General features: G+C 67.5%; 21 protein-coding genes. 12 read left to right on the top strand and 9 right to left on the bottom strand.

The genetic code is table 11. The features are described from left to right. Positions 1 to 41: 41 nt before the first annotated feature. From ACT6UX_RS06175 to ACT6UX_RS06200, 6 genes are all read left to right on the top strand, one after another. Positions 42 to 1484 carry an OB-fold domain-containing protein gene (locus tag ACT6UX_RS06175; RefSeq protein WP_444774267.1) on the top strand — a complete coding sequence of 481 codons (1443 nt, stop codon included), beginning with the start codon at positions 42 to 44 and terminating at the stop codon, positions 1482 to 1484. A gap of 81 nt (positions 1485 to 1565) precedes the next feature. Further along, positions 1566 to 2765, top strand: coding sequence for an acetyl-CoA acetyltransferase (locus ACT6UX_RS06180; protein WP_444774268.1), 1200 nt, complete (start codon positions 1566 to 1568; stop codon positions 2763 to 2765). An 85-nt stretch (positions 2766 to 2850) separates the two neighbouring features. After that, positions 2851 to 3312 carry a MaoC family dehydratase N-terminal domain-containing protein gene (locus ACT6UX_RS06185; protein ID WP_444774269.1) on the top strand — a complete coding sequence of 154 codons (462 nt, stop codon included), beginning with the start codon at positions 2851 to 2853 and terminating at the stop codon, positions 3310 to 3312. 11 nt (positions 3313 to 3323) lie between these two features. Then, complete coding sequence (locus ACT6UX_RS06190) at positions 3324 to 3752, top strand: MaoC family dehydratase (RefSeq protein WP_444774270.1); 429 nt, start codon at positions 3324 to 3326, stop codon at positions 3750 to 3752. Positions 3753 to 3774: 22 nt separating this feature from the next. Then, complete coding sequence (locus tag ACT6UX_RS06195) at positions 3775 to 4599, top strand: SDR family NAD(P)-dependent oxidoreductase (protein WP_444774271.1); 825 nt, start codon at positions 3775 to 3777, stop codon at positions 4597 to 4599. Positions 4600 to 4676: 77 nt separating this feature from the next. Further along, positions 4677 to 5891, top strand: coding sequence for an FAD-dependent oxidoreductase (locus ACT6UX_RS06200; protein ID WP_444774272.1), 1215 nt, complete (start codon positions 4677 to 4679; stop codon positions 5889 to 5891). Here the strand turns inward: ACT6UX_RS06200 and ACT6UX_RS06205 are convergent. Then, entirely contained in the window at positions 5888 to 6691 is an 804-nt protein-coding gene (locus ACT6UX_RS06205) for a helix-turn-helix domain-containing protein (RefSeq protein ID WP_444774273.1), read from the bottom strand. The two genes, ACT6UX_RS06200 and ACT6UX_RS06205, sit on opposite strands and share 4 nt — an antisense overlap. 29 nt (positions 6692 to 6720) lie before the next feature. Between ACT6UX_RS06205 and ACT6UX_RS06210 the strand changes: the two genes are divergently transcribed. Then, positions 6721 to 7149 carry a DUF2000 family protein gene (locus ACT6UX_RS06210; protein WP_444774274.1) on the top strand — a complete coding sequence of 143 codons (429 nt, stop codon included), beginning with the start codon at positions 6721 to 6723 and terminating at the stop codon, positions 7147 to 7149. On the opposite strand, the gene ACT6UX_RS06215 is transcribed toward ACT6UX_RS06210, so the two are convergent. The 6 genes from ACT6UX_RS06215 to ACT6UX_RS06240 all read right to left on the bottom strand — a co-directional run bounded on the left by ACT6UX_RS06215 (position 7146) and on the right by ACT6UX_RS06240 (position 13775). Continuing rightward, positions 7146 to 8342: an MFS transporter gene (locus ACT6UX_RS06215; protein ID WP_444774275.1), complete on the bottom strand. Its 1197-nt coding sequence runs from the start codon at positions 8340 to 8342 to the stop codon at positions 7146 to 7148. The genes ACT6UX_RS06210 and ACT6UX_RS06215 overlap by 4 nt on opposite strands. A gap of 13 nt (positions 8343 to 8355) precedes the next feature. Continuing rightward, positions 8356 to 8727 (bottom strand): nuclear transport factor 2 family protein, encoded by a 372-nt coding sequence (locus ACT6UX_RS06220; RefSeq protein WP_444774276.1) that lies wholly within the window; start codon positions 8725 to 8727, stop codon positions 8356 to 8358. A 29-nt stretch (positions 8728 to 8756) separates the two neighbouring features. Next, positions 8757 to 10571, bottom strand: a complete 1815-nt coding sequence (locus tag ACT6UX_RS06225; protein ID WP_444774277.1) for a patatin-like phospholipase family protein — start codon at positions 10569 to 10571, stop codon at positions 8757 to 8759. Then, positions 10568 to 11659, bottom strand: a complete 1092-nt coding sequence (locus tag ACT6UX_RS06230) for a M14 family metallopeptidase (protein WP_444774278.1) — start codon at positions 11657 to 11659, stop codon at positions 10568 to 10570. The genes ACT6UX_RS06225 and ACT6UX_RS06230 overlap by 4 nt, the downstream gene beginning before the upstream one ends. A gap of 116 nt (positions 11660 to 11775) precedes the next feature. After that, positions 11776 to 12303, bottom strand: a complete 528-nt coding sequence (locus tag ACT6UX_RS06235; protein WP_444774279.1) for an adenine phosphoribosyltransferase — start codon at positions 12301 to 12303, stop codon at positions 11776 to 11778. Between the two features lie 14 nt (positions 12304 to 12317). Next, positions 12318 to 13775 carry an amidase gene (locus ACT6UX_RS06240; protein WP_444774280.1) on the bottom strand — a complete coding sequence of 486 codons (1458 nt, stop codon included), beginning with the start codon at positions 13773 to 13775 and terminating at the stop codon, positions 12318 to 12320. A gap of 63 nt (positions 13776 to 13838) precedes the next feature. Here ACT6UX_RS06240 and ACT6UX_RS06245 point away from each other — a divergent pair, with 63 nt between their 5' ends. After that, positions 13839 to 14072, top strand: a complete 234-nt coding sequence (locus tag ACT6UX_RS06245; protein WP_444774281.1) for a DUF2798 domain-containing protein — start codon at positions 13839 to 13841, stop codon at positions 14070 to 14072. A gap of 3 nt (positions 14073 to 14075) precedes the next feature. Here the strand turns inward: ACT6UX_RS06245 and hrpB are convergent, their stop codons facing one another. Next, the gene (hrpB, locus tag ACT6UX_RS06250) at positions 14076 to 16544 is read right to left on the bottom strand and encodes an ATP-dependent helicase HrpB (RefSeq protein WP_444774282.1); all 2469 of its coding nucleotides are present in this window, start codon (positions 16542 to 16544) and stop codon (positions 14076 to 14078) included. A gap of 78 nt (positions 16545 to 16622) precedes the next feature. Between hrpB and ACT6UX_RS06255 the strand changes: the two genes are divergently transcribed. Beyond that, positions 16623 to 17027, top strand: a complete 405-nt coding sequence (locus tag ACT6UX_RS06255) for a VOC family protein (RefSeq protein ID WP_444774283.1) — start codon at positions 16623 to 16625, stop codon at positions 17025 to 17027. Between the two features lie 7 nt (positions 17028 to 17034). Beyond that, complete coding sequence (putA, locus tag ACT6UX_RS06260; RefSeq protein ID WP_444774284.1) at positions 17035 to 20454, top strand: bifunctional proline dehydrogenase/L-glutamate gamma-semialdehyde dehydrogenase PutA; 3420 nt, start codon at positions 17035 to 17037, stop codon at positions 20452 to 20454. 14 nt (positions 20455 to 20468) lie between these two features. Here the strand turns inward: putA and ACT6UX_RS06265 are convergent, their stop codons facing one another. After that, entirely contained in the window at positions 20469 to 20753 is a 285-nt protein-coding gene (locus tag ACT6UX_RS06265) for a hypothetical protein (protein WP_444774285.1), read from the bottom strand. A 109-nt stretch (positions 20754 to 20862) separates the two neighbouring features. Here ACT6UX_RS06265 and ACT6UX_RS06270 point away from each other — a divergent pair, with 109 nt between their 5' ends. Both ACT6UX_RS06270 and gltB read left to right on the top strand, forming a co-directional pair. Beyond that, positions 20863 to 21510 (top strand): hypothetical protein, encoded by a 648-nt coding sequence (locus ACT6UX_RS06270; RefSeq protein WP_444774286.1) that lies wholly within the window; start codon positions 20863 to 20865, stop codon positions 21508 to 21510. Between the two features lie 64 nt (positions 21511 to 21574). Further along, a complete protein-coding gene (gene gltB / locus ACT6UX_RS06275) occupies positions 21575 to 26281 on the top strand; it encodes a glutamate synthase large subunit (protein ID WP_444774287.1) in 4707 nt (1568 codons plus the stop codon). Positions 26282 to 26298: the final 17 nt, after the last annotated feature.

A 26298-nucleotide genomic window follows, 5' to 3' on the forward strand; every position in this document is an offset into this window, starting at 1 on the left:
ATGAACCGACTTCGGTCGGACCAGGTGGAGGAAGAAGAACGATGGTCGGAATCGTGGCCTATGGCGCCTATGTGCCGCGCCTTCGTCTCAACCGTCAGGCCGTCTATGACGCCAACAAGTGGTTCGCCGCCGGCCTGCGCGGCCTCGCCAAGGGCGAGCGCTCGATGGCCAACTGGGACGAGGATTCGATCACCATGGCGGTCGAGGCGTCGCGCGACTGCCTGACCAGCCACAAGGCCGAAGACGTCCGCAACATCTACTTCGCCTCGACCACGCATCCCTTCAAGGATCGCCAGAATGCCGGCGTGATCAGCACGGCGCTGAACGTCGAGCAGAACCTCTCGGCCACCGACATCGGCGGCTCGCTGAAGGCCGGCACCTCGGCCCTCATCGCCGGCCTCAACGCCTCCAAGGACGGTGCGCCGTCTCTGGTGGCCGCCGCCGACAAGCGGATGGCCCGCGTCGCTTCGGCCAACGAACTCAACTACGGCGATGGCGCGGCGGCGCTGCTCTGCGGCACCGAGAACGTGATCGCCAAGCTGGTCGGCCACCATTCCGTGTCGATGGACTTCGTCGATCACTTCCGCGGTGAGGACGCCGAGTTCGATTACGGTTGGGAAGAGCGCTGGATCCGCGACGAGGGCTACTCGAAGATCGTGCCGCCCGCGATCAAGGCGGCACTTGTGGCCTGCAAGCTCACCGGCGGCGACATCACCCACTTCATCATGCCCAGCCTGATGCCGGCGGTGCCCAAGCTGATGGCCAAGATGGCGGGTATCGGCGAGAGCACGGTGCGTGACCTGATGGGCGCTTCGCTGGGCGATACCGGCGCGGCGCATGCGCTCGTCATGCTGGTCGATGCGCTGGAAAGCGCCAAGGCGGGCGACAAGATCATGGTCGTGGCCTTCGGCCAGGGCGTCGATACGCTGGTCTTCGAGGTCACGGCCGAGAACGACAAGCTGCCCAAGCGCAAGGGCCTGTCCGGCTGGATGGCGCGCCGGAAGGAAGAGAAGAACTACATGAAGTTCCTCGCCTTCAACGACATGCTGCCGATCGACAAGGGCATGCGCGCGGAGTTCGACAAGAAAACCGCGCTGTCGGTCCTGTGGCGCAAGCGCGACATGATCTACGGTCTGGTCGGCGGCAAATGCAGGGTGTGCGGCACCGTGCAGTTCCCGCGCAGTCAGGTCTGCGTCAATCCGAACTGCCATGCGATGGACAGCCAGGATCCCTATGGGATGGCCGGACTGGAATGTTCGGTGATGTCGTTCACTGCCGACTCGCTCACCTATTCGCCGGACCCGCCGGCGTACTACGGCATGATCACCTTCCCCGAGGGCGGGCGGTTCATGGCCGACTTTACGGACAGCGACAAGGATCAGGTGAAGGTCGGCGCCAAGATGCGCATGACCTTCCGCATCCGCGACAACGACCAGATGCGCGGTGGCTTCAAGCGTTACTTCTGGAAGGCGACTCCGGTTTGAGCCTGTCGGCTCGGATCGCTTTCCCGGTTCAAGAGTTTCGTTAGTTTCAAGAGTTCAACTTCACCACCAAGGAGACCTGCAATGGCTCGTGGTATCAAGGACAAGGTCGCAATTCTCGGCATGGGCTGCTCGAAGTTCGGCGAACGCTGGGACAGCGGCGCCGAAGAGCTGATGCTCGAAGCCTACAAGGAATGCCTGAAGGACGCCGGCATCGACCAGAACCAGCTGCAGGCGGCGTGGTTCTCGACCGCCATCGACGAGGTCCATGTCGGCAAGTCGGGCATCCCGCTCAGCATGACGCTGCGCCTGCCCAACATCCCGGTGACGCATGTCGAAAACATGTGCGCCTCCGGCACCGAGGCCTTCCGCGGTGCCTGTTATGCGGTGGCCTCCGGCGCCGCCGACTTCGCCCTGGCGCTCGGCGTCGAGAAGCTGAAGGACACCGGCTACGGCGGCCTCCCCGGCGGTCGCGGCGGTCCGCTGCAGGCCCTGTGGAACGCCAACGGCACCGCGCCCGGCAACTTCGCCCAGCTCGCCACCGCCTACATGACGGCGCATGGCGTGAGCGGCGAGGACCTCAAGAAGGCGATCGGCCACGTCTCGTGGAAGAGCCACCAGAACGGCGCGAAGAATGCGAAGGCCCATCTCCAGAAGGCCGTCGAGATGGACACCATCCTCAACGCGCCGATGATCGCCTCGCCGCTCGGCCTGTTCGACTGCTGCGGCGTGTCGGACGGCGCGGCCGCGGCCATCGTGACCACGCCGGAGATCGCCAAGGCGCTCGGCAAGCACGACATCGTCAGCGTCAAGGCGCTGCAGCTCTCGGTCTCGAACGGCTCCGAGTCGGGCCACAATTCGTGGGACGGCAGCTACTTCCACACGACCCGCATCGCTTCCAAGAAGGCCTACGAAGAGGCCGGCATCAAGAACCCGCGCGACGAAGTGTCGATGTTCGAGGTCCATGACTGCTTCTCGGTCACGGAGCTGGTGACCATGGAAGACCTGCACATTTCCGAAACGGGCAAGGGCTGGAAGGACGTGCTCGACGGCTTCTACGACGCCGACGGCAAGATCCCCTGCCAGATCGACGGCGGTCTCAAGTGCTTCGGCCATCCGATCGGCGCCTCGGGCCTGCGCATGCTCTACGAGATGTACCTGCAGATTCAGGGCAAGGCTGGCCCCCGCCAGCTCAAGGACCCGCGCATCGGCATGACGCACAATCTTGGCGGTGCACCGCGCGAGAACATCGCGAGCGTGGCCATCGTCGGCCGCTACGAGTAGTCGCGAATCGCGAAGCCCTCTCTCTGACTCGCATTAGCAGTCGGGGAGAGGGCTTTTCTTTGCATCGGATCAGGAGGAGACATCCATGGAGCTCGACAAGAAGCTCATCGGCCACGAGTTCGAGCCGTTCACCGCCACCGTCGAGGCGGGCAAGATCAAGCTGTTCTGCAAGGCCATCGGCGAGGAAGACCCGATCTATTCCGACGAGGCCGCGGCCAAGGCGGCGGGCTATCGCGGCATCACCGCGCCGCTCACCTTCCTGCGCGCCCTGCAAGCCGACGATCCCAACAAGGGCGGGCTCCTGCGCCTGCTCAACGTCGATATCGGCCTGATCCTCCACGGCGAGCAGCACTTCGAATACTACGCACCGGTCGTGGTGGGCGACGTCGTCACCTGCCAGGAGAAGGTCGTCGACATCTACGACAAGAAGGGCGGCGCCTTGTGGTTCGTCGTCCAGGAGATGGAGATGAAGGACCAGGCGGGCAAGCAGCTGGCCAAGGGCCGCGGCGTCACCGTCGTTCGCAACCCCGACGCGGCGAAGAAGTAAGGGAGGCACTCATGGCAACTGCGACCGCTCCGAAATTTGCCGACGTCAAGGTCGGCGACGCACTCAAGCCGCTGGTGCTGCCGCCGATCAGCCGCCACCAGCTCGCCCTCTACTGCGGTGGCTCCGGCGACCACAATCCGATCCATGTCGATCTCGACTTCGCCAAGAAGTTCGGTTTCAAGGACGTGTTCGCCCACGGCATGCTGTCGATGGCCTTCCTCGGCCGCCTCGTCACCTCCTGGGTCCCGCAGAAGCAGGTCCGAGGCCTCGGCACCCGTTTCACCTCGATCACCTGGGTGGGCGACGTCATCACCGTTTCCGGCAAGGTCACGGGCAAGCGCGAGAAGGACGGCGAGACGCTGGTCGATCTCGAGATCAAGTGCACCAACCAGAACGGCCAGGACACGCTTCAGGGCAACGCAACGGTCGCGCTGAATTAGCGTAGGGCAGCGGGAGAACGACATGGGTCAGATGGATGGCAAGGTGGCGATCGTCACCGGTTCGGGGCGCGGCATCGGCAAGGAGATCGCGCTGCGCCTGGTGCGCGACGGCGCGAGCGTGGTGATCAACGACATCGACGACGCGCCGGCGGAGGAGACCGTCGCCGAGATCATCAAGATGGGCGGCAAGGCGGTCGCGTGCAACGGCGACGTTGCCAAGCCGGACTTCGGCGACCGCATCGTCAAGACCGCCGTCGATGCTTTCGGCGATTGTCACGTCGTCGTGAACAATGCCGGCTACACTTGGGACTCGGTCATCCAGAAGATGAGCGACGAGCAGTGGTATGCCATCCTCGACGTCCACCTGACCGCGCCGTTCCGCATCCTGCGGGCCTTCCAGCTGCACTTCAAGGATGCGGTCGAGAAGGAGCGGGCCGAGGGCAAGCGCATCGTGCGCAAGGTCGTGAACATCTCCTCGACCTCGGGCGTCAACGGCAATGCCGGCCAGTCGAACTACTCGGCGGGCAAGGCGGGCATCGTCGGCCTGACCAAGACCCTGGCCAAGGAGTTCGGCCGCTACGACGTCACGGTGAACGCCGTGGCCTTCGGCTACATCCAGACCCGTCTCACCAAGCCGCTGGCCCAGGGCGAGTCCGGCGAGATCGAGGTCCAGGGCCGCACGGTCAAGATCGGCGTCCAGGGCGGCCGTCTCGCCGCGCTGAACCAGATGATCCCGCTCGGTCGCGGCGGCCTGCCGGAGGAAGCGGCTGGTTCGGTTTATCTTTTCTGCAGCCCCGATAGCGATTATGTCAGCGGACAGTGCCTCGTGGTGAACGGCGGCCTCTGAGCGCCGCTCGACGACAAACGGATCGAAGGGTGGCCCACCCTTTTTCGTTGTATGGGGTACCCGGACTATGAGGGTGGATGGCGTTGGGGTCTCTTGAGATCGGTATCGTGGGCTGCGGCATCGCCGGGCAGGCCGCGGCAGGCTTTCTTGCCGATGCCGGACATGTCGTCACTCTGCTGGAACGCTTCGAGCAGCCGCAAGCGGTCGGCGCCGGGCTTTTGCTGCAGCCCACCGGCCTTTCGGTCCTGCGCGCGCTGGGGCTCGAGCAGGAGGCGGTCGCCGCCGGCGCGCGGATCGACGGAATCCTGGGTGAGAACCAGTGGGGTGTCCGGGTCATCGACCTCGCCTATGGCGACCTGCACCCGGCGGCCTTCGCGCTGGGCATCGGACGGTCGCCGCTGTTCGACCTGCTTCACCGCCGGGCGCTCGCCGCGGGGGCGCGGCTGGTCACCGGCGTCGAGATCGTGGACGTCGAGCGCGACGGTGCCCGGGCGGTCGCCCTTGACCGCAAGGCCCGCCGGCATGGTCCCTTCGACCTCCTGGTGGTCGCGGATGGGACGAACTCCGCGCTGAGGCCACGCGTTTTCCCGCGTGCCAAGGCGCCCGTTTATCCGTGGGGCTGCATCTGGGCGACCGTGCCCGACGCCCATGCTTTCGGCGCCACCGGCCTGCTGCGCCAGCGCTTCTTCGGCACGTCGGCGATGCTGGGCCTTCTTCCAATCGCGTCCGACCGGCTCACCCTGTTCTGGAGCCTGCCCACGTCCGATCTGGAGGCCGACCGGCCGCTCGATCTCGCGGCGCTGCGGCGCGACGCCCTGGCGCTCTGGCCGGACGCAGCCCCCATCGTCGAGCGTGCGGTGGATGCTGGCGCCTTCGCGCGCGCGACCTACCGGCATGTCTCGCTGCCGCGCTGCAACGAGGGGCCGGTCCTGTTCATCGGCGATGCCGCGCACGGGACCAGCCCGCAGCTCGGCCAGGGCGCCAATCTCGGCCTGCTCGACGCCCATGCGCTGGGCCGCAGCCTCGCCGAGGCGGGCGACGTGCCCCAGGCGCTGGAGCGTTTCGCCGCGCGGCGGGAACCGTCCAATCGGTTCTATGGAAGCGCCAGCCACCTGCTAACGCCGTTCTTCCAGTCGCATCACGATCTGCTCGCGATCCCGCGCGACCTTATTCTGCATCGTGCCTGCTTAATTCCGCCGGTCCGGCGTATGTTGGCGGGCGCGTTGGCGGGCCTGCGCCGCGGCTGGTGGTCGTCCGACAGTCTCGACGCCGACGGCCGGTATCCTCTCTAACGTCGTCGCGACAGCGCGGCCCAACGGCCCGGCGTGACGCCGAAGCGGGCGGAGAAATGTCGCGTGAGATGGCTCTGATCGGCGAAGCCCGCGGCGGCCGCGGCGTCGGACAGGGGACTGCCCTCGGCGATCAGGGCCTGGGCGCGCATCAGGCGCCGGCCGACCTGGTAACGATGCGGCGAAGTGCCGAGCACGGATCGGAAATGGCGGGCGAGGGTGAAGCGGTCGAGCCCGCTCACCCTCTCCAACTCGTCGGAGCCCACGACCCGATGGGACTCGGCCACCAGGAAGTCGCGCGCCAGCCGAACGGCGCGAAGCGCAAGGCTGCTGCGTCCGCGGCGCGGGCCGCCATCGCCGCGCCGTGCGAGCAGGTCGGCGAGGCGGCCGATCGTGGCATCGATCGCCAGCGGCTCGAGCGGCTGCGGGAAATCGACGAAGGCTTCCTCGATGACCCTCGCCGTCGCCGGATCGTGCGCGACGGCTTCCGCGACATGGGGCGGGCTGGCGCCGTCCAGTGCCTGAGAGACGGAGGCGGGGTCGAGGTACAGCATGCGATAGGCGAAGGCGCCGCCCTCGCCGGCATGGCCGTCATGGGCCTCGTCGGGATGGAGCACCAGCACCTGCCGCGCCCGGCTGGCCCGCAGGCTGCCACGATAATGGAACTGCTGCACGCCGTAGAGCGTGAGGCCGACCCCGTAGGTCTCGTGCCGGTGCAGGTCATAGGCATGGCCGCCGAAGCGCCCTTCGAGGCGCTGCAGGCCGGCGGCCGGTCGGTCGAGGCGGATCTGGTCGAGGGTCATGCACGAACGTTCAAGACGGTGGCGGCACCATGCCCCATATCGGAGGCATGATCTACGAAACCAAGACGGCTCTCGTGCTGCGCAAGGATCTCGCTGCCTGGCAGGTGGCCAATGTCGCGGCCTTTCTGGCGGGCGGCCTCGCCGGCACCCACGCCCATATGATGGGCGAGGCCTATCGCGACGGCAGCGGGCAGGCCTACACGGCCCTGATTCGCGAGCCGGTCTTCGTCTATGGCGCGACCCTGGAGGAGCTGCGGCGGACGCACCAGCGGGCGCTGTCGCGCGAGCTGGTGCCCGCCATCTACATCGAGCCGATGTTCACCACGACCAACGACGCCGACAATCGCGCCGCCGTGGCCGCGGCGCCGGTCGATGCGCTGGACTTCGTCGGCATCGGCGTGCATGGGCCGCGCAAGGCCATCGACAAGGTGGTGAACGGGCTGAAGTTCCTGGCCTAGGCCGGGCGCCGCGCGCGCATCAGGATCAGGGCGGAGGCCGCGAGGTTGAGGCCCATGCAGACCGCCAGTGGTATGCCGTACCCGCCCGAGGCGTCGCGCAGGAGGCCCAGCAGGCCGGGCCCGAAGGCGTAGAGGGTCTGCATGACCGCCGTGGAAAGGGCGACGATCGCGGGGAACCGATCGGCTGTGAATTCACGCTGCACGATCATCGGCGACAGGGTGATGATATTGCCCACCGCGAGCCCATAGGCGGCGCAGGCGCCGTAGACCGCAAGCGGTGTTTCGACGAATTCCAGTACCGCGATGGCGCCGGCCTGCACCAGGAAGCAGATCGCCGAGGCGCGGCGTGGTTCGAGGCGGTCGATGACCAGACCCAGCACGATCCGACCAACCAGCGCCGTCACGGCGTTGATGCCGACGGCGAGGGCCGGATCGATCACGGCGCCGCTGGCGGCCGAGCGGGACGTCACGAGCGGCACGAGATGGGTGAGGAAGCCGACCTGGGACGTCAGCACGATGGCGAACGGCGCGGCGATGCTCCAGAAATGCCACTCCCGCAGGGGCGCCAGCCGATTAAGCCGCACCGTCGTCGGCCTGGCGGACAGAGGTCCCCTGCGAACGAACAAGGCGACGGTACCCGCGGCTAGGATAATGCCGGCGGCTACCAGCAGTCGTTCGGCCGTCGCGAAACCCAGCGCCGGAATCGCCGCCAACAGAACAGGCGTGACCACCAGGCCCGCCAGGGTGGCGCCGCTCAGCGCAAGATTGAGCGCGAGGCCGCGCTTGCGGTCGAACCATTGCCCGACGGTGGCGGCGATCGGCGCCACGCTGGTCGCGTTCCAGCCGGGTGCCATCACGATGTAGAGTACGATCAGCTGCCAAGGTTCGGTCACAGACGGGAGCAGCATCAAGGCCGCGGCACTGGTCGACAGGCCCACCAGGAATACAGTGCGCGGCCCGAATCGGCCGATCGCTTCGGCAATGCGCGGGAGCAGCAGGGCGCCCAGCAGATAGTGCGCGGTCACGACCGATGAGATGAAACCCGTCGACCAGCCGCGGGCGCGCTGCAGTTCGACGAGATAGATGCCGTGGGCATAGAAGCCGAAGCCCCAGGCGAATACGGCCGTCACGAAGCAGGCGAAGACGACGCGCCAGGCGGCCGGCGATGTGTCCGCAGCCGTGTTCAACGACATGACGGCCGCACGTTCAGGAACGGCTGACGTGGGCCGAAACGCAGCGCCAGCCCTCCGGCCGCAGCTGCCAGTCGTCGGTGTACCAGCCGGCGCCCGGGCTGCCGTCGGGCTTCGTGTAACTGGTCCGCGCATGGATGATGGCGAAGCCGCCCAGCAGGCGGATCTTCGCGTCGTGCTGGCGCAGGTCCTTCACCGCCGAGCCGCGGCCGATCTGCGCCAGGAAGGCGGCGCGCTCGATCAGGGTGCCGTCGGGATTGGTGTTGTGGAAATCGTCCGACAGGTGCCGGTCGAACCATTCGACATCGGCTTCGGCGACGGAGCGCACGTAGTCATGGTTGAGTTGCTTCAGGGTCTTGAGATGCCGTGCCGTCGCCTCGTCCGCCATGACGTGTCCTTCCCCTGTCCGTTGGGTCCTCACGATACGAAGAGACGCACGCCGACCGGCAGCGTGCGCGCCTTCTCGAGCCCCTCCATCGTGGTGCGGTAGCCGAGTTCGATCGCCGCGTCGAAACTGGTCCAGTCGAGCAGGTCGATATGGGTCATCGGCGGCACGATCAGCAGCTCGGCGGCCGCGCGATCCTCGGCCGCGCGCGACGTACTGGCGACCAGCGCGGAGCGCAGCAGGATGCGCACGATCGACGGGATGGGCAGCGTTTCGTTGCGCTTCCAGACGAGGCGCCGGAAGAACTGCCAGGCCGACCAGGGTTCCATGACGCCCTCGCCGGCGGACAGCGCGCCGCCGGTGTCGATGTCGACGCCGATGGTCACGCCGCGCCCCAACCTCTGCATGGCGCGCACGGGAAAATTGTCGATGACGCCGCCATCGACATGAACTTCGCCCGCCTCGTTGAAGGGCGGCATGACGCCGGGAATCGACACCGACGCGCGCAACCACCGCCACAGACGCCCGACCGTATGGATGTCGGCCTTGGACGCCGTGAGGTTCGCGGTCATGCAGTAGTAGGGGAGGATCAGGTCCTCGATGTCCTTCTCGCCGAAAGCCATGCGCAGGAGGCGCGTGACCCGGCGTCCGGCAAACAGCGAGATCAGCGGGACCGTGTAGTCACTGAGCGGATTGTTGTCGACGAAGGCGCGGCGGAAACGCGCGTCGAGCTCCTGGTCGCTCCAGCGCGAGGCGACGCCCGCCGCGACGATGGCGCCCATGCTGGTGCCGCCCACCAGGTCGATCGGCACGCCGCACTCGCGCAACGCCTTGACCACGCCGATATGGGTGAAGGCGCGCGCGCCGCCGCCGGCCATGACGACGCCCACCGCATGACCGGTCAGGGTGCGCGCCAGGCGGTCGATGTCGGCATGGATGTCGAGGCGCACGTGATGGTGGTTGCCGTAGAGACCGCCCGCCAGCAGCGGCGCGGTGGAACCGGCCTTGGGGTCGTGACCCTCGTGCAGCAGCACCAGCTCGCGGCGCCGATGGAACACCGCGCCGCTCTGCGCCGTCTCGATCTCGAAGGGTACCTTGGTGGGTGCGTCGTTGTCGGCATTGCGGATCACGACCAGGCAATCGGCCTGGCGCAGGCAGAGCTCGGTCCACGGCGTCAGGGTCGGATCGGCGCGGTAGAGGACGAACGACGATTCCATCTCGCAGCGCGCGAACCATTCCGGTTCCTGGTCGAGCGATTCCGATCCCAACATCTGCACCTGGGTGCCGATGCGGCCGAGCGCGTTGGCCAGCATCACGGCGAAGCGCGCCGAGGGAACGTCGGGGCCGCTCGGCAGCAGCGCGAAGGTGCGCGGCTGGCGGCGCGCGCCTGCCGCGTCCTGCGCATTGCGCGCCACGACGCTGCGCATCAGCGCCGGCAGGACCTCGGGATGGTTCGAGGTGAGGGCGTGGAAGCTGGTCTGGGGCAGCCGCCAGACCTCGCTGTCGCGGAGCGCCGCGACGCTGCGCGTGCGCTTGCCCTGCGACAGCAGCGACATCTCGCCGACGAGATTGCCCGGCGGGATTTCGGCGATCAGCACGGGCTCGCGGGAATCGCCGGCCTCGTAATGACGAAAGACGCCGAGCGAGCCGCTCGTCACGACATAGACGGCGTCGGCCGGCTCGCCCTGGCGGAACAGCGGCGCGCCGCCGGGCAGCACCAGCAAGGTCAACTGATGCTCGACGGCTGCCAGGGCTTCGGGGGCGAGGTCGGCGAACAGAGGGGTCTGCTGCAACACCTTCTGCAGCCGCAGCCGGGCGGTATCCTCGCTCGGCACGGCGAGACTCATCCCCCGGTCATCCCCTTGAGGGCCCAGCCGATCGTCTGGTCGGCGCGCGCCCAGACCATCTCCCGCCATTTGTCGCCGGCCGGGAAGAAACGCTCCTTCATGTCGGCCTTGAGGGCGCGGCCCTGCGGCGAGCCGAGGTCGCCGCGATGATGTAGCCAGTTGTCGGCGCGTACCGCGTTCAGCACTTCCGGGACCGTATAGGTGCCGTATTCCAGCGCGACCGGCGTCACCTCGGCATCGGGCAGCTCCTGCGGGAAGGCGTCGGTCATGACACCCACGACGACTGCCGAGGTCGAGGTGCCGCTTTCCGGCGAAGTCATCTCGTCGCCATACCAGGCCTTGGCGCGGGTGAACGACTTGGCGGCAGGTGACACCGCGCAGATCAGTTCGCCATGGCCGAACGGGCCGAGGCCGGTATGGAAATCGATGATGCCGACGCGCTTCGCCTGCGACAGCTCCTCGCGCGCGACGGCGCGGATCGTGCGGTTGCTCCAGCCGGGCATGGTGCCGCCGAAGAAGATCCCGTCAGGGTGCGTGTACTGGCCGCCGCTGATCGCGCTCTGCAGCCCGAAGGCGCCGTGCTTCTGGGCAAAGGCTTCGAACACGCGTCCGGTTTCGGCCGCACTCGCGTCGTTCCACTCGAGCGGCAGGACCGCGTCGGCGATCTCGAGATAGCCGTCGTTCTTCGGATAGCCCTTGTCGTGATCGACGAAGTTGCGGTTGAGATCGACATTGTCCTCGGTGACGCGGCGCGTCCACGCGAATCCGTAGGGATTGAGCGCATGGATCAGCAGCGCTCCCGTGTCGGGCGGCAATTTCGAAGGCCCGCCCGAACGCAGCCACGCGATCTCGGCGCCCGAACCGCAATGGCCCTCGACACCGTGCGTGCCGGCAATCAGCACCAGCATGTTCTTGGCATCGGCCGCCCCGAAGCGCGCCGTATCGAGGAACAGCCTTTCGCCGTTCGGCCCGCGCGCCTTCGGATTCAGCCAGGAGCGGAGGGAACCGCCGGCTTCGGCGGCGGCGCCACAGAACTTCGCGCGCGCCTCGGCATAGGTTTCAGAGAAGCACTCGGACACTGAGAACATGCATTTCCTCCGACCGTCATCGTAGCCGGTTTGGCGACGAGGCGGAAAGCATGTCGGACAACAATGCCTCACCCTGAGGAGCGGTCCGCAGGACCGCGTCTCGAAGGATGAGGACTCTAGCTGTCGTACTGCAGCAGCGTTTCGACCGGCGGTGTCAGCCTCTTGCGGCCTTCGAGGAAGGTGAGTTCGATGATGACCGCCGTTGCCGGCACCACGGCGCCGACGGTTTCGAGCAGGTTCACGGCGGCGGCCATGGTGCCGCCGGTCGCCAGCAGGTCGTCGACCAGCACGACGCGCGCGCCCTTGTGCACGGCGTCCTGCTGGATCTCGATCGTGTCGGTTCCATATTCCAGCGCGTAGGTGTGACGCACCGTCGTGCCGGGCAGCTTGCCCTGCTTGCGCATCATCACGAAGCCGGTGCCGAGCGCCAGCGCGAGCGGCGCGGCCAGCAGGAAGCCGCGCGATTCGATGCCCGCCAGCATGTCGGGCTTGTGCGGTCGGATCAGGTCGGCCAGCCGCTCGATGGCCGTATGCCAAGCCTTGGCATGCGCCAGCAGCGTCGAGATGTCGTAGAAGAGGATACCCGGCTTGGGAAAGTCGGGGATCGAGCGAATGTGCTTCTTGAGGTCTATATCCTTGGACATTCTGGCTCCTGAGCTCAGCTGTAGGCCGGCGGCGGCACGAAGCCGCGATATTCCTTCTCGAGCAGCTTGGCGAACTGGATGCACTCGTAGTCGCCATACTGCCGGCCGATGATCTGCACGCCGATCGGCAGGCCTTCCTTGCTCTGGCCGATCGGGGCTGCCGTCGAGGGCAGCCAGGTGACACCCGAGTAGCCGGCCCAGAAGATCTGGTCGACCACCGGCACCTGCTTGTTGTTCACGACGATCGTGCGCTTGTGGCGCAGGCCCGCCTGGTCGTGCGGGAAGGCCGCCGTCACCGCGACCGGGCACAGCATCAGGTCATAGTCCTGGAAGAAGGCGTCCCAGGCGAGCCGCATCCTGTGGCGCTTCTCGTTCAGCCCCAGCCAGGCACGATGCGACAGCGAGTTGCCCCGCTGCATCTGCGCGAAGTAGCTCATGTCGTCGGCCGGCAGGCTGGCCGCGTCCTTGACGGCCTGCTCGTGCACCGCGTCGCTCATGCGGCCCGAGGTCGCCGCGCGCAGCAGGCGGATGTAGACGTCGTTCAGCTCGACCGTGTCGATTTCCGGTCGCGCCTTGTCGCTCACCTTGACCTTGTTCTTGGCGAGGAACGAGGCGAGCTTGGAAATCTGCTCCTGCACAGAATCGTCGACTTCGGCGTTCGGGTCGGTCAGCAGCACCGCCACCTTGAAGTCGCGCAGCGTGGTCTTCTTCGAGCGCGGCAAAGTGAGCGTCCAGCCGCGGCCGTCGATCGCATCGGGACCCGCCATCGCCGTCAGCGCAATCTCCAGATCCTCCGCACCGCGGGCCAGCGGACCCACGACGCCGATATCGCCGTAGGCAACCGCCCCCGCCAGGGCATGGCCCTTCGGCGAGACGACGCCCCAGCTCGGCTTGTGGCCCCACACGCCGCAATAGTGGGCGGGATTGCGGATCGAGGCGCCGATGTCGCTGCCGGCCTCGATACCGGTGAGACCGGCGGCCAGCGCCGCGCCCGACCCGCCCGAGGAGCCGCCCGGCGTCCGGCCGAGATCCCACGGATTGTTGGTCGAGCCGTAGACCTCATTGTAGCTCTGCCAGTCGGCGAGGTTCAGCGGCACGTTGGTCTTGCCGAACAGGGTGACGCCGGCGTCCATCATGCGCTGGGTGACCAGCGAATTCTGCGTCGCGACCGTGTCCTTGAAGGCGGGATCGCCCCAGGTCGTGGGCAAGCCCGCGACGTCGAAGGACTCCTTGATGGTCATCGGCACGCCGTGCAGCGGCCCGAGCTTCTTGCCGGCCTTGATCGCGCGGTCGGCCGCCTTGGCGCGCTTGCGGGCGCCTTCGATATCGGTCGCGATGATGGCGTTGAGCTCGGGGTTATAGGCCTCGACCCGCTTCAGGTAGAGGTCGAGCAGTTCGAGGCAGCCGATCTTCTTCTTCCGGACCGCAGCGGCGAGCTGCTTGGCGGTCTGGAACGGGAGGGCGAGGGACATGGGGGAGGGTTCCGCAACGGGGATGGACGAGGCCCAAGCCCGTACCATATTGTCCGGCCCGCCGTGAAGAAACTCCCCGCCCGAACGATGCATCTCGCCATGCCGCTGGCGCTGACCTTCGTCATGACCTTCATCGTCTCCGGCATCGCCACCTTCCGGGCGATCGGCCTGGAACCGGGCATGACCGCGCGCTGGATGGAATCGTGGATGGCGTCCTGGATGGTCGCCTTCCCGACCATGCTGTTCCTGATGCCGCTGATGCGGCGTCTGCTGTCGTCCCTGATCGAGACCCGCTAACGCTCAGCGCGGTCTGGGACGCGCCCTTGCCGTCGGTTCGGCGATGAGCGGATCGTCGGGCCAGTAGTGGCGCGGGTAGCGGCCCTTCAGTTCGGATTTCACGGCCTTGTAACCATTGGCCCAGAAGCTCGCGAGATCGCGCGTCACCTGGACCGGCCGGCGCGCGGGCGAGAGCAGGTGAATGGTGAGCGGCACCTTGCCGCCGGCGATGCGCGGCGTCTCGGTGAGGCCGAACATCTCCTGCAGGCGCACCGACAGCGTCGGCTCGTCGGGATTGGCATAGTCGATCGCCACCCGCGATCCGCTCGGCACCTCGACATGGGTCGGCACCAGCCGTTCGACCTCGCGCTGCTTCTCCCAGGGCACCAGGGCCTTCAGTGCCGCCGTTAGGTCGATGCGCGCGAGATGGTCCCGGCGCGAGACGCCTTCGAGATAGGGGCCGAGCCAGTCGGCGAGCGAGGCGAGCAAGGCTGCATCCGAAAGATCGGGCCAGTCCTCGCCGGCATGGCGGCGCAGGAAGCCGATGCGCTCGCGCCAGCGCACGAGATCGTCGGTCCAGGGCAGGGCGCCGAGCCCGAGTTGCCGCACGCCGTCGAGCATTGCGGCCAGCACCTTGTCGGGATCGGGTCGGCCGAGCGGCTTGTCCTCCAGCGCGAGCGCGCCCAGCCGGCGGCGACGTCGCGCCAGCACCGCGCCGTCGCGCGCGCTCCACTGCACGAGCTGCTCGTCGACGATGCGATCGGCGTAAAGCTCCTCGATCTCCGCGACCGTGATCGGGGCGGCGAGGAAGATGCGCGATTCCTGTGCCGAGCCGTCGAGATCGGCGACCACCAGGAATTCCTCGTTGGCCATCGGATCGCCTTCGGGCAGCGCGGCACCGCGGCCGCCCGACAGGAGGTAGCGCCCGGCCGTGCCGGGGCGGCGTCGGCCGATCCGGTCGGGATAGGCCAGCGCCAGCAGGGGACCCGTCATGGCGATATCGGCGCGTTCCTCGTCGCCGCCGCGTGGCATCAGGCGCCGCGCCGCTTCCTGGATCAGCCGCAAGGTGCCGTCGCGTCGACCGCTCAGCGCGATATCGACCCGGTGTCGCAGATCGGCGTCGCGCTGGCCCGGCGGCAGGCGCAGGAAATCGCGTTCGCCAAGGATCGCGGCGAGCAGCGCGGCGATCTTGCCCTGTCCCAACGCTCGGCCCTTGAGCACGAGATGGGCGATGCGGGGATGCTGGCCGAGGCGCGCCATCGCGCGGCCATGGGCCGTGATCGCGCCCTGGGCATCGATGGCGCCGAGATCGGCCAGCAGCACGCGCGCCGTGGCGAGCGAAGCGGCGGGCGGCGGCGTCAGCCAGGGCAGGCTCGCGGCATCGCTGGTGCCCCAGGCGGCGAGTTCGAGCGCCAGCGGCGCCAGGTCGGCATCGAGGATCTCGGGCGGCGTGAAGGGCAGCAGCCCGCGCTGTGCCTGTTCCGGCCACAGGCGATAGCAGATGCCGGGTTCGAGGCGTCCGGCGCGGCCGCGCCGCTGGTCTGCGGAGGCCTGGCTGACACGCACGGTTTCGAGCCGCGTCATGCCCGAGCGGGGCGAGAACTTCGGCACGCGCATCTGGCCGCTGTCGATCACGATGCGCACGCCTTCGATGGTGAGGCTGGTCTCGGCGATCGAGGTCGCCAGCACGATTTTACGCCGGCCCGGCGGCGACGGCGCGATGGCGCGGTCCTGGTCGGCAGGCGACAGGTCGCCATAGAGCGGCGCCACGTCGACGTTGGCGCCGATGCCGTGCAGCCGTTCCTCGACGCGGCGGATCTCGCCGACGCCCGGCAGGAACACGAGCGCACTGCCGCTTTCCTCGGTGAGTGCGCGGCGGACGGCAGCGGCGACATTGTCTTCGACGCGGCCCGCGGCTTCCCGGTCGAGATAGCGCGTGTCGACGGGGAACATGCGGCCGGCGCTCTCGATCACGGACGCCCCGCCCAGCCGCGCCGATACCGGGCCGGGATCGAGCGTCGCCGACATGGCCACCACCCGCAGATCCTCGCGCAGCGCGGCCTGCGCCTCGCATACAAGGGCAAAGGACAGGTCGGTTTCGAGGCCGCGTTCGTGCAACTCGTCGAAGATCACGCAGCCAATCGACTCGAGCGATGGATCGTCCTGCAGCAGGCGCAGGAACAATCCATCGGTGACGACCTCGATGCGGGTGCGAGGCCCGACCTTGGTGTCGAAGCGCACGCGATATCCCACGGTCTCGCCGACCGCTTCGCCCAGGCTCGCGGCCATGCGGCGCGCGGCGGCGCGCGCGGCCAGTCGTCGCGGCTCCTGCATGACGATCTTGCGCGCGCCGAGCCAGGATGCGTCGAGCAGCGCCAGCGGCACGCGCGTCGTCTTGCCGGCGCCCGGTGGTGCCACAAGCACCGCAGCGTTGCGCTCTTCCAGGGTGGCGCGCAACCGCGGCAATGCCTCGTCGACGGGAAGCGGCTCCATTGATCTGGTCACGGCGCGGGTGGATGGACGGAGGGAAGAGGCGGGTTCACTCTGGGTTCTTACGCTTGAGGTCGTGCCATGTCTGTCGTCGTCGAAGCCTTGGATCATATCGTCATCAACGTGCGCGACGTAGAGGTCGCGGCCGCCTGGTATGAGCGCCTGCTGGGCATGACGCGCAGGGACACCGAGCCCCGGCCCGGCCATCGCGTCACGTCGATGCATTTCGGCCGCCAGAAGATCAATCTTCGGCCCGAGGCCGCCACACAGAAGCAATGGTTCACGGGCAGGACGGTGGCGCCGGGCAGTGACGATCTGTGTTTCCTGACGCAGTCGACGCCGCAGGCGGTGGCCGACCATTTCAGGAGCTGCGGCGTGGAGATCGAACAGGGACCGGGTGAGAAGAGCGGGGCGATGGGCACGATCGTCTCGGTCTATTGCCGAGATCCCGACGGCAACCTGATCGAGGTGTCTTCCTACAAATAGGCGGAAAATGACCGCGCCGTTCGAAACCTTCGCCCGCTCGCTGCGATCGCCGCCGCCGTTGCGCGCCGCGATCACCGCAGCCTATCGCCGGCCCGAGCCCGCCTGCGTGCCGCCGCTGCTCGATCTCGCAACCCTGAGCCCGGCCGCGACCGCGAAGGCGCGCGCGCTGGCGCGGCGTCTGGTCGAGGCGCTGCGGGCCAAAGTGCCCTCTGGCGGCGTCGAGGGGCTGATCCACGAATATGCACTCTCCAGCCAGGAGGGCGTGGCACTGATGTGTCTCGCGGAGGCGCTGCTGCGCATTCCCGACGACGAGACGCGCGACGCGCTGATCCGCGACAAGATCGGCGGCGGCGACTGGCGCGCCCATCTCGGACGCAGCCCGTCGCTGTTCGTGAACGCCGCGACCTGGGGCCTGATGCTGACTGGCCGATTGACAGCGACCAGCAGCGAGACCGGCCTGTCGGCCGCGCTGACGCGGCTGATCGCGAAGGGCGGCGAGCCGCTGATCCGCGGCGGCGTGAACATTGCCATGCGCCTGATGGGCGAGCAGTTCGTCGCCGGCCAGACGATCGGCGAGGCGCTGGCCAATGGCCGCCGCTTCGAGGCAGAGGGCTTCCGCTATTCCTATGACATGCTGGGCGAGGCGGCGATCACCGCGGCCCAGGCCGAGCATTACCGCCTGGCCTACGAGCGGGCGATCCACGCCATCGGCCGCGCCTCGGCAGGGCGGGGCATCTACGAGGGCCCCGGCATCTCGCTGAAACTCTCGGCGCTGCATCCGCGCTACAGCCGCTCGCAGGTCGAGCGCGTCCACGCCGAACTCTATCCGCGCCTGCGCGACCTCGCCGTGCTCGCGCGCCGCTACGACATCGGCGTGAACATCGATGCGGAGGAGGCGGACCGGCTGGAAATCTCGCTCGACCTGCTGGAGCGGCTCTGCTTCGAGCCCGCGCTCGAAGGCTGGAACGGCATCGGCTTCGTCGTGCAGGCCTACAAGAAGCGCGCCGCCTTCGTGATCGACCATCTCATCGACCTCGGTCGCCGCAGCCGCCATCGGCTGATGATCCGGCTGGTCAAGGGCGCCTACTGGGACAGCGAGATCAAGCGCGCGCAGGTCGACGGGCTGGAGGATTTCCCGGTCTTCACGCGCAAGATCCACACCGACGTTTCCTATCTCGCCTGCGCCCGCAAGCTGCTGGCGGCGCCCGATGCGGCCTTCCCACAATTCGCCACGCACAATGCGCTGACCCTGGCCTCCATTCACGCCATGGCCGGCGAGAATTTCTACGCCGGCCAGTACGAATTCCAGTGTCTGCATGGCATGGGAGAACCGCTCTATGAGGAGGTGGTCGGACGGGAGAAGCTCAACCGCCCGTGCCGCATCTACGCCCCGGTCGGCACGCACGAGACGTTGCTGGCGTATCTCGTCCGCCGCCTGCTGGAGAACGGCGCCAACACCTCCTTCGTGAACCAGGTCGCTGATCCCGAGGTGGCGATCGACAGCCTGCTCGCCGATCCGGTCGAACGCGCCCGCAGGCTCTCGCCGATCGGCGCGCCGCATCCGCTCATCAAGTTGCCGCGCGACCTGTTCGGGCCGACCCGGGCCAATTCCCGCGGCCTAGATCTGGTCAACGAAAGTGTGCTCGCTGCGCTGGCGCGCGAGCTGGTGGCCGGCGCGCCGACTCCTTTGTCGACGACGCCGGTGCTGGTCGATGGTCCGTGCGACGGCATCGAACGAGAGGTGTGCAATCCCGCGGACAAGAACGATCTGGTCGGCACCGTCATCGAAGCGACGCCGGACCTCGTCGACGAAGCCTGTGCCAAGGCCGAGCCGTGGTCGGCGGCGCCCGCCGGTCGCGCCGCGACCCTGCGCCGGGCGGCCGATCTGATGGAAGCCCGTACGGAGAAGCTGCTGGGCCCCATCGTGCGTGAGGCCGGCAAGACGCTGGGCAATGCCGTCGGCGAGGTGAGGGAAGCCGTCGATTTCCTGCGCTACTACGCGGTTTGCATCGAGGGCTTCGACAACGAGGCCCACCGGCCACTGGGCGTCGTCGCCTGTATCAGCCCGTGGAACTTCCCACTCTCGATCTTCACCGGACAGGTTGCGGGCGCGCTGGCGGCGGGCAATGGGGTGATCGCCAAGCCCGCGGAAGAGACGCCGCTGATCGCTGCCCTCGCGGTCGAGCTGCTGCACGAGGCGGGTGTCCCGCGTGCCGTGCTGCAGTTCCTGCCGGGCGATGGCGAGATCGGCAAGCGGCTGGTCGCCAACGCCGCCGTGGCAGGCGTGGTCTTCACCGGCTCGACCGAGGCGGCGCAATCGATCAATCGCAGCCTAGCGCGACGTCTCGGCGCCGATGGCCGGCCCGTGCCGCTGATCGCCGAGACCGGCGGCCAGAACGCGCTGGTGGCGGATTCCTCGGCGCTGCCCGAGCAACTCGTGATCGACGCGCTCACGTCGGCTTTCGACTCGGCCGGCCAGCGCTGCTCGGCGCTGCGCGTGCTGTGCCTGCAGGACGACATCGCGGACAAGGTCGTGCCGATGCTCGAGGGGGCGATGGCGGAGCTGGGGATCGGCAATCCGGACCGGCTTTCGGTCGATGTCGGTCCCGTCATCTCGACCGAGGCGCAGAAGCGCCTGCTCGACCATGTAGAGCGCATGCGCGCGGCCGGCCATCGCGTCCACCAGGTGGCGCTTCCCGACGAAGCGGCGCGCGGGACGTTCGTGCCGCCAACCCTGATCGAGATCGGCTCGATCGTGGACCTGCCGGGCGAAGTCTTCGGGCCGGTGCTCCACGTCCTGCGCTATCCCCGCGAGGCAGTGGAGGAGGTGATCCGCGCGGTGAACGCGACCGGCTTTGGCCTGACTTTCGGCGTGCACAGCCGCATCGACGAGACGATCGAGCGGGCGACGGCGGCCAGCGCTGCCGGCAACCAGTACGTCAACCGCAACATGATCGGCGCCGTCGTCGGCGTGCAGCCCTTCGGCGGGCATGGCCTGTCGGGCACGGGACCGAAGGCGGGCGGGCCGCTCTATGTCGGTCGCCTGCTGGCGAGCGGACCGGCAGCCGAGGTGGCGACGGGCGAACTTGTCGGCCCGGTCGGCGAGCGCAACGGTTACGCCCTTCGGTCCAAGGGCGCGATCCTGTGCGTTGCGTCGGATCCGGCCGAACTCACGGCACAGCGCGAGCTGGTGCGGGCGACCGGCAACCGCGTTGCGTCGGGCGAGGCGGATGACATCGCCGCCGTCCTGTTCTCCGGCAGCGAAAGTGACCTGATCGATCTCGCCCATCGCCTGGCCGACCGGCCGGGCCGCATCGTCCCGGTCCATGTCGCGCCCTATTCGCGCGCGCTCCTGTTCGATGAGGTGTCGCTCAGCGTCAACACCGCCGCGGCGGGCGGCAACGCCAGCCTGATGGCGATCGGTTAGCGGTGCGCTGCAGCTCAGTACAGGCCGTATTTCTTCGGCGGGCCGGGATGGTTCACGCAGAGCATCTCGGGCGAGGTGATCGGCCCCATCTTGATGCGCTCTTCCTCGCACTTCTCGTAGGTGAAGGGCCCGCCGAACACCCTGGGGCCACCGCCGACGATGATGTAGGACTTTTCGATGTACCAGCCGGGGCCGGTATAGGCCTGACTCGCGCCGGGCCCGGTGCAGGCACCGAGGGAGGCAGCCAGCGCGGGAGCCGCGAGCAGGGTCGTCCAGCGACCGATCGAACGTTCCGACATCAGCTCAGTCTCTCCCCCGGGCAATGAACGCTGCCCACGTACGGCGGGCAAATTAGGCCATGGGCGCGATGTCTTCAATGCATGGAGAACGACGGCTAGGATGCGGCACATGCGCCTCTTCCCGTCCTTGCCAATCTTCATGGCCATCGCTTCGTGGCCGGGAAGCCTGTTCGCACTCGATTGCGCGGCCCTCACCGACACCGACATTCCCTTCGCCCTTGCCTCCGAGGTCACTACTCGGCGGACGGGTGAGGCGCCCACGACGCGACTCCAGCAGATGCAGGTGTTCCGAAAGGGCGGGGAGGTCACCACCTTCACTGTTGAGTCGCCGGCGATCTATCTCAGGACCCGCGGCGCCAACTCTCTGTTCCCGGTGGATGCGTTCTATTCGACCGAGCCCACCGACCCGCGCAAATGGAGCTATTCGATCGGTCCCACGGTCTATCTCGCGCGCGGCAGGCCCGTGAGCTACAGCGCCGACATGAAGCGCGCCGATGGAAAGCTCCAGCTGGCGGCCAGGATGACCCTGGAATTACTCGAAGCCGGGACCCTCGAGCTGAGTGGGTGCCGCTTCAAGGTCTTGAAGTACCGGCGAACGCTCGACGGCCTGGCGGACCGCCATCCGGTTTCCAACAGCGAGGAACTCACGTTCGCGCCCGCCCTGCGCACCACGCTCGCCTCCATCCTGCGGACCGGCGACATCGAGGTTGTCAGCAATCCGACGGAAATATCGTTGAATTTCAAACGCATGCAGTAACTTCCTCGCGTCTGCATTTGTGGCGTAACGAGGGCTTTCGTTTGCAGGGGCGACCGGGCTAATAATGCCCGGATTAAGCAAACGCATCCGGGGGGATGCTGGGCCAGCTCGCGCGCCAGCAGGATTGATCATGGGATTGCCTGAGAAGCAGGGACTGTACGACCCACGCAACGAACACGATTCGTGCGGCGTGGGCTTCGTGGCCGACATCAAGGGCCGGAGAACGCACGCCATCGTGCGCCAGGGTCTGCAGATTCTGGTCAACCTCGACCATCGCGGCGCCGTCGGGGCCGATCCGCTGATGGGCGACGGCGCGGGCGCGATGATCCAGATCCCGGACGCGTTGCTGCGCGACTGGGCGCGTAAGGAGGGCGTCGACCTGCCGGAGCCCGGCCACTACGCCGTGGCGATGTGCTTCCTGCCACGGGACGAAAAGGCAAGAGCGTTTTCAATCAAGCGCTTCGAGCATTTTATTAAGGTGGAAAATCAGAAGCTGGTAGGCTGGCGCGACGTGCCGACCGACCTGACGGGACTCGGCAAGGCCGTCATCGAATCGATGCCGGTCATCCGCATGGCGATCGTCGGCCGGGGCGCCAAAGTCGCCGACCAGGACGCGTTCGAGCGCAAGGTCCTGGCGATCCGCAAGCAGACGCAGAACCCGCTGTCGGACCTCGAGAAGAAGCACAAGCTGCCGGGCCTGTCGCAGCTCTACATGCCGTCCTTCTCGTCACGCACCGTGGTCTACAAAGGCCTGTTGCTCGCGCACCAGGTTGAGAGCTTCTATGAGGATCTGAGAAATCCTCTTTGCGAATCAGCGCTTTGCCTCGTTCATCAGAGATTCTCCACGAACACGTTCCCGTCGTGGAAGCTGGCGCACCCTTACCGCTTCATCGCCCATAACGGCGAGATCAACACGGTCCGCGGCAACGTCAACTGGATGTACGCCCGCCGGCGCACGATGGAATCCGACCTGATCGGCGCCGACCTCGACAAGATGTGGCCGATCATCCCGCACGGCCAGTCGGACACGGCTTGCCTCGACAATGCGCTCGAACTGCTGGTCGCCGGCGGCTATTCGCTGAGTCACGCCATGATGATGCTGATTCCGGAGGCCTGGGCCGGCAATCCGCTGATGGATGGCAGCCGCAAGGCGTTCTACGAATATCACGCGGCGCTGATGGAGCCGTGGGACGGCCCGGCCTCGATCGCCTTCACCGACGGCCGCCAGATCGGCGCCACGCTCGACCGCAACGGCCTGCGGCCGGCGCGCTTCCTCATCACCGAGGACGATCTCGTGGTGATGTCGTCGGAGTCGGGCGTGCTGCCGATCCCCGACGAGAAGATCGTGCGCAAGTGGCGCCTGCAGCCCGGCAAGATGCTGCTGATCGACCTCGAACAGGGCCGCATCGTCGAGGACGAGGAGCTGAAGCGCACCCTGGCCGAGGCCGAGCCCTACGAGGAGTGGCTGCGCGAGACGCAGCACAAGCTCGAAGAGCTGTCGGAGATCCCCGATGCGCCGTCGCCGGTCGCGTCGAACGATCCCTCGACCCTGCTCGATCGCCAGCAGGCCTTCGGCTACACGCAGGAGGACATCCAGTTCTTCCTCGAGCCGATGGCCAGCGTGGCCGACGACCCGATCGGTTCGATGGGCACCGACACGCCCATCGCCGTGCTCTCGAAGAAGCCGAAGCTGCTCTACAACTACTTCAAGCAGAACTTCGCGCAGGTCACCAACCCGCCGATCGATCCGATCCGCGAAGAGCTGGTGATGTCGCTGGTCTCGATGATCGGCCCGCGTCCGAACCTGCTCGGCCGCCATGCCGGCATGCACAAGCGACTCGAAGTGGCCCAGCCGGTGCTGACCAATGCCGAACTGGAGAAGATCCGCTCGATCGAGGACCTGCTCGACGGCTCGTTCCGCACCGCCACCATCGACACGACCTGGCTCGCCTCCGAAGGTGCGGCCGGACTCGAGAAGGCGCTGGACCGGGTCTGTGCCGAGGCGACCGACCTTGTGCTGGCCGACCGCAACATCCTGATCCTGTCGGATCGCGCGATGTCGGCCGAGCGCGTGCCGATCCCGGCGCTGCTGGCCACCGCCGCCGTGCACCACAGCCTGATCCGTCGCGGCCTGCGCACCCAGACCGGCCTCGTGGTCGAGACCGGCGAGGCGCGCGAGGTTCATCACTTCTGCTGCTTGGCCGGCTACGGCGCCGAGGCGGTGAATCCCTATCTCGCCTTCGAGACGCTGGAGACGCTGCGCGTCCAGAACGGCCTGCCGTTGAAGCCCTATGAGGTTCAGAAGAACTTCATCAAGGCGATCGGCAAGGGCCTGCTCAAGGTCATGTCCAAGATGGGCATCTCGACCTACCAGTCCTATTGCGGCGCGCAGATATTCGACGCGGTTGGTCTCCACTCGGGCTTCGTCGAGAAGTACTTCACCGGCACCGCCACCACGATCGAGGGCGCGGGCTGGCAGGAGATCGCCGAGGAGACGGTGCGCCGTCATCGCAACGCCTATGGCGACAATCCGGTCTATCGCACCATGCTCGATGTCGGCGGCGACTATGCCTTCCGGCTGCGTGGCGAGGACCATGCCTGGACGCCCGAGAGCGTGTCACGCCTGCAGCATGCAGTGCGGGGCAACTCGTCGGACGACTACAAGGCCTTTGCGACCTCGATCAACGAGCAGAACGAGCGGCTGCTGACGATCCGCGGCCTGATGCAGTTCAAGTGGGCGGACAAGCCCATTCCGGTCGATGAGGTCGAGCCGGCCGCCAACATCGTGAAGCGCTTTGCCACCGGCGCGATGAGCTTCGGCTCGATCAGCCGCGAGGCGCACACCACGCTCGCCATCGCCATGAACCGGATCGGCGGCAAGTCGAACACCGGCGAGGGCGGCGAGGAGGCCGATCGCTTCAAGCGGATGGCCAATGGCGATTCGATGCGCTCGGCCATCAAGCAGGTCGCGTCCGGACGCTTCGGGGTCACGGCCGAGTATCTGGTCAATGCCGACGACATCCAGATCAAGATGGCGCAGGGCGCCAAGCCCGGCGAGGGCGGCCAGCTGCCCGGCCACAAGGTCGACGAGAACATCGCCCGCGTGCGCCGCTCGACGGCCGGCGTCGGCCTGATCTCGCCGCCGCCGCATCACGACATCTATTCAATCGAGGATCTGGCGCAGCTCATCCACGACCTCAAGAACGTGAACACCGCGGCCCGAGTCTCGGTGAAGCTCGTCTCCGAGGTCGGCGTCGGCACGGTCGCCGCGGGCGTCAGCAAGGCGCGCGCCGACCATGTGACGATCTCCGGCTACGAGGGCGGTACCGGCGCGTCGCCGCTCACCTCGCTCACCCATGCCGGCTCGCCGTGGGAAATCGGCCTCGCCGAGACGCAGCAGACGCTGGTGCTGAACGGATTGCGCGGCCGCATCGCCGTGCAGGTCGACGGCGGCTTGCGCACCGGCCGCGACGTCGCCATCGGCGCGCTGCTGGGCGCCGACGAGTTCGGCTTCGCCACCGCACCGCTGATCGCGGCCGGCTGCATCATGATGCGCAAATGCCACCTCAACACCTGTCCGGTGGGCGTGGCGACGCAGGATCCGGTGCTGCGCAAGCGCTTCACCGGCCAGCCCGAGCACGTCATCAATTACTTCTTCTTCGTGGCCGAGGAATTGCGCGAGATCATGGCGCGGCTGGGCTTCCGCACGCTGAACGAGATGATCGGCCACGTCGACCGGCTCGACATGCGCAAGGCCATCGACCACTGGAAGGCGGGCGGCGTCGACCTGTCGAAGCTGCTCTACCAGGCGCCGGCGCGCCTCGGTGTCGCGATCTGGAACGCCGAGCGGCAGGACCATGGTCTCGACAAGGCGCTGGACCACAAGCTCATGGAGGCGGCGCGGCCGGCGCTCGAGAGGGGCGAGCCGGTACAGATCGAGCTTCCGGTCACCAACGTGAACCGCACCGTCGGGGCCATGCTGTCGGGCGAGGTCGCCAAGCGTACCGGCCATGCCGGACTGCCCGAGGACACGATCTCCGTGCGGCTCACCGGCACGGCCGGCCAGAGCTTCGGCGCCTTCCTGGCTCGCGGCGTGTCGCTCGAACTGTCGGGCGACGGCAACGACTATGTCGGCAAGGGCCTGTCGGGTGGCAGGGTCGTCGTGCGCCAGCCGAAGGATTGCGCGCGTGATCCCCTGAAGAACATCATCGTCGGCAACACCGTTCTCTACGGCGCCATTGGCGGCGAGGCTTACTTCGAAGGCGTGGCGGGCGAGCGCTTCGCCGTCCGCAACTCGGGCGCGGTCTGCGTCGTCGAGGGCACGGGCGACCATGGTTGCGAGTACATGACCGGCGGCGTGGTGGTCGTGCTGGGCGATACGGGCCGCAACTTTGCGGCCGGCATGTCCGGCGGCATCGCCTACGTCTACGATCCGAGGGCCCGCTTCAAGGATCTGTGCAATCCCGCGATGGTCGACCTGGAGAAGGTCGGGCCGGCGTCGGACGAGGGTGACGAGGCCGGGCGGCCGCGCCAGCGCGCGACCGACGTCGAGGACAACGGCATGGGCGACGTGCTGCGCTTCGACGCCGAACGGCTGCGCATCCTCGTCGAACGCCATCATCTCCATACCGGCAGCGCGCAGGCGCGTGCGCTTCTGGAGGATTGGGACAATGCGCTGCAGAGCTTCGTGAAGGTGACGCCGCGCGACTACAAGCAGGTCCTCCTGCGCGCGCGCGAGCGGGCGGCGGCGAAAGCGGTCGCGGCGGAGTGACGGCCATCGGCCGTCAT

It is taken from the genome of Reyranella sp., from assembly GCF_052439685.1.
GTDB lineage: Bacteria > Pseudomonadota > Alphaproteobacteria > Reyranellales > Reyranellaceae > Reyranella.

Excerpts from the sequence above, each read along its gene's own strand:
- ACT6UX_RS06175 (WP_444774267.1), top strand. The coding sequence starts at position 42 with ATGGTCGGAATCGTGGCCTATGGCGCCTATGTGCCGCGCCTTCGTCTC.
- ACT6UX_RS06180 (WP_444774268.1), top strand. The coding sequence starts at position 1,566 with ATGGCTCGTGGTATCAAGGACAAGGTCGCAATTCTCGGCATGGGCTGC.
- ACT6UX_RS06185 (WP_444774269.1), top strand. The coding sequence starts at position 2,851 with ATGGAGCTCGACAAGAAGCTCATCGGCCACGAGTTCGAGCCGTTCACC.
- ACT6UX_RS06190 (WP_444774270.1), top strand. The coding sequence starts at position 3,324 with ATGGCAACTGCGACCGCTCCGAAATTTGCCGACGTCAAGGTCGGCGAC.
- ACT6UX_RS06195 (WP_444774271.1), top strand. The coding sequence starts at position 3,775 with ATGGGTCAGATGGATGGCAAGGTGGCGATCGTCACCGGTTCGGGGCGC.
- ACT6UX_RS06200 (WP_444774272.1), top strand. The coding sequence starts at position 4,677 with ATGGCGTTGGGGTCTCTTGAGATCGGTATCGTGGGCTGCGGCATCGCC.
- ACT6UX_RS06205 (WP_444774273.1), bottom strand. The coding sequence starts at position 6,691 with ATGACCCTCGACCAGATCCGCCTCGACCGACCGGCCGCCGGCCTGCAG.
- ACT6UX_RS06210 (WP_444774274.1), top strand. The coding sequence starts at position 6,721 with ATGCCCCATATCGGAGGCATGATCTACGAAACCAAGACGGCTCTCGTG.
- ACT6UX_RS06215 (WP_444774275.1), bottom strand. The coding sequence starts at position 8,342 with ATGTCGTTGAACACGGCTGCGGACACATCGCCGGCCGCCTGGCGCGTC.
- ACT6UX_RS06220 (WP_444774276.1), bottom strand. The coding sequence starts at position 8,727 with ATGGCGGACGAGGCGACGGCACGGCATCTCAAGACCCTGAAGCAACTC.
- ACT6UX_RS06225 (WP_444774277.1), bottom strand. The coding sequence starts at position 10,571 with ATGAGTCTCGCCGTGCCGAGCGAGGATACCGCCCGGCTGCGGCTGCAG.
- ACT6UX_RS06230 (WP_444774278.1), bottom strand. The coding sequence starts at position 11,659 with ATGTTCTCAGTGTCCGAGTGCTTCTCTGAAACCTATGCCGAGGCGCGC.
- ACT6UX_RS06235 (WP_444774279.1), bottom strand. The coding sequence starts at position 12,303 with ATGTCCAAGGATATAGACCTCAAGAAGCACATTCGCTCGATCCCCGAC.
- ACT6UX_RS06240 (WP_444774280.1), bottom strand. The coding sequence starts at position 13,775 with ATGTCCCTCGCCCTCCCGTTCCAGACCGCCAAGCAGCTCGCCGCTGCG.
- hrpB (WP_444774282.1), bottom strand. The coding sequence starts at position 16,544 with ATGGAGCCGCTTCCCGTCGACGAGGCATTGCCGCGGTTGCGCGCCACC.
- ACT6UX_RS06255 (WP_444774283.1), top strand. The coding sequence starts at position 16,623 with ATGTCTGTCGTCGTCGAAGCCTTGGATCATATCGTCATCAACGTGCGC.
- putA (WP_444774284.1), top strand. The coding sequence starts at position 17,035 with ATGACCGCGCCGTTCGAAACCTTCGCCCGCTCGCTGCGATCGCCGCCG.
- ACT6UX_RS06265 (WP_444774285.1), bottom strand. The coding sequence starts at position 20,753 with ATGTCGGAACGTTCGATCGGTCGCTGGACGACCCTGCTCGCGGCTCCC.
- ACT6UX_RS06270 (WP_444774286.1), top strand. The coding sequence starts at position 20,863 with ATGCGCCTCTTCCCGTCCTTGCCAATCTTCATGGCCATCGCTTCGTGG.
- gltB (WP_444774287.1), top strand. The coding sequence starts at position 21,575 with ATGCCCGGATTAAGCAAACGCATCCGGGGGGATGCTGGGCCAGCTCGC.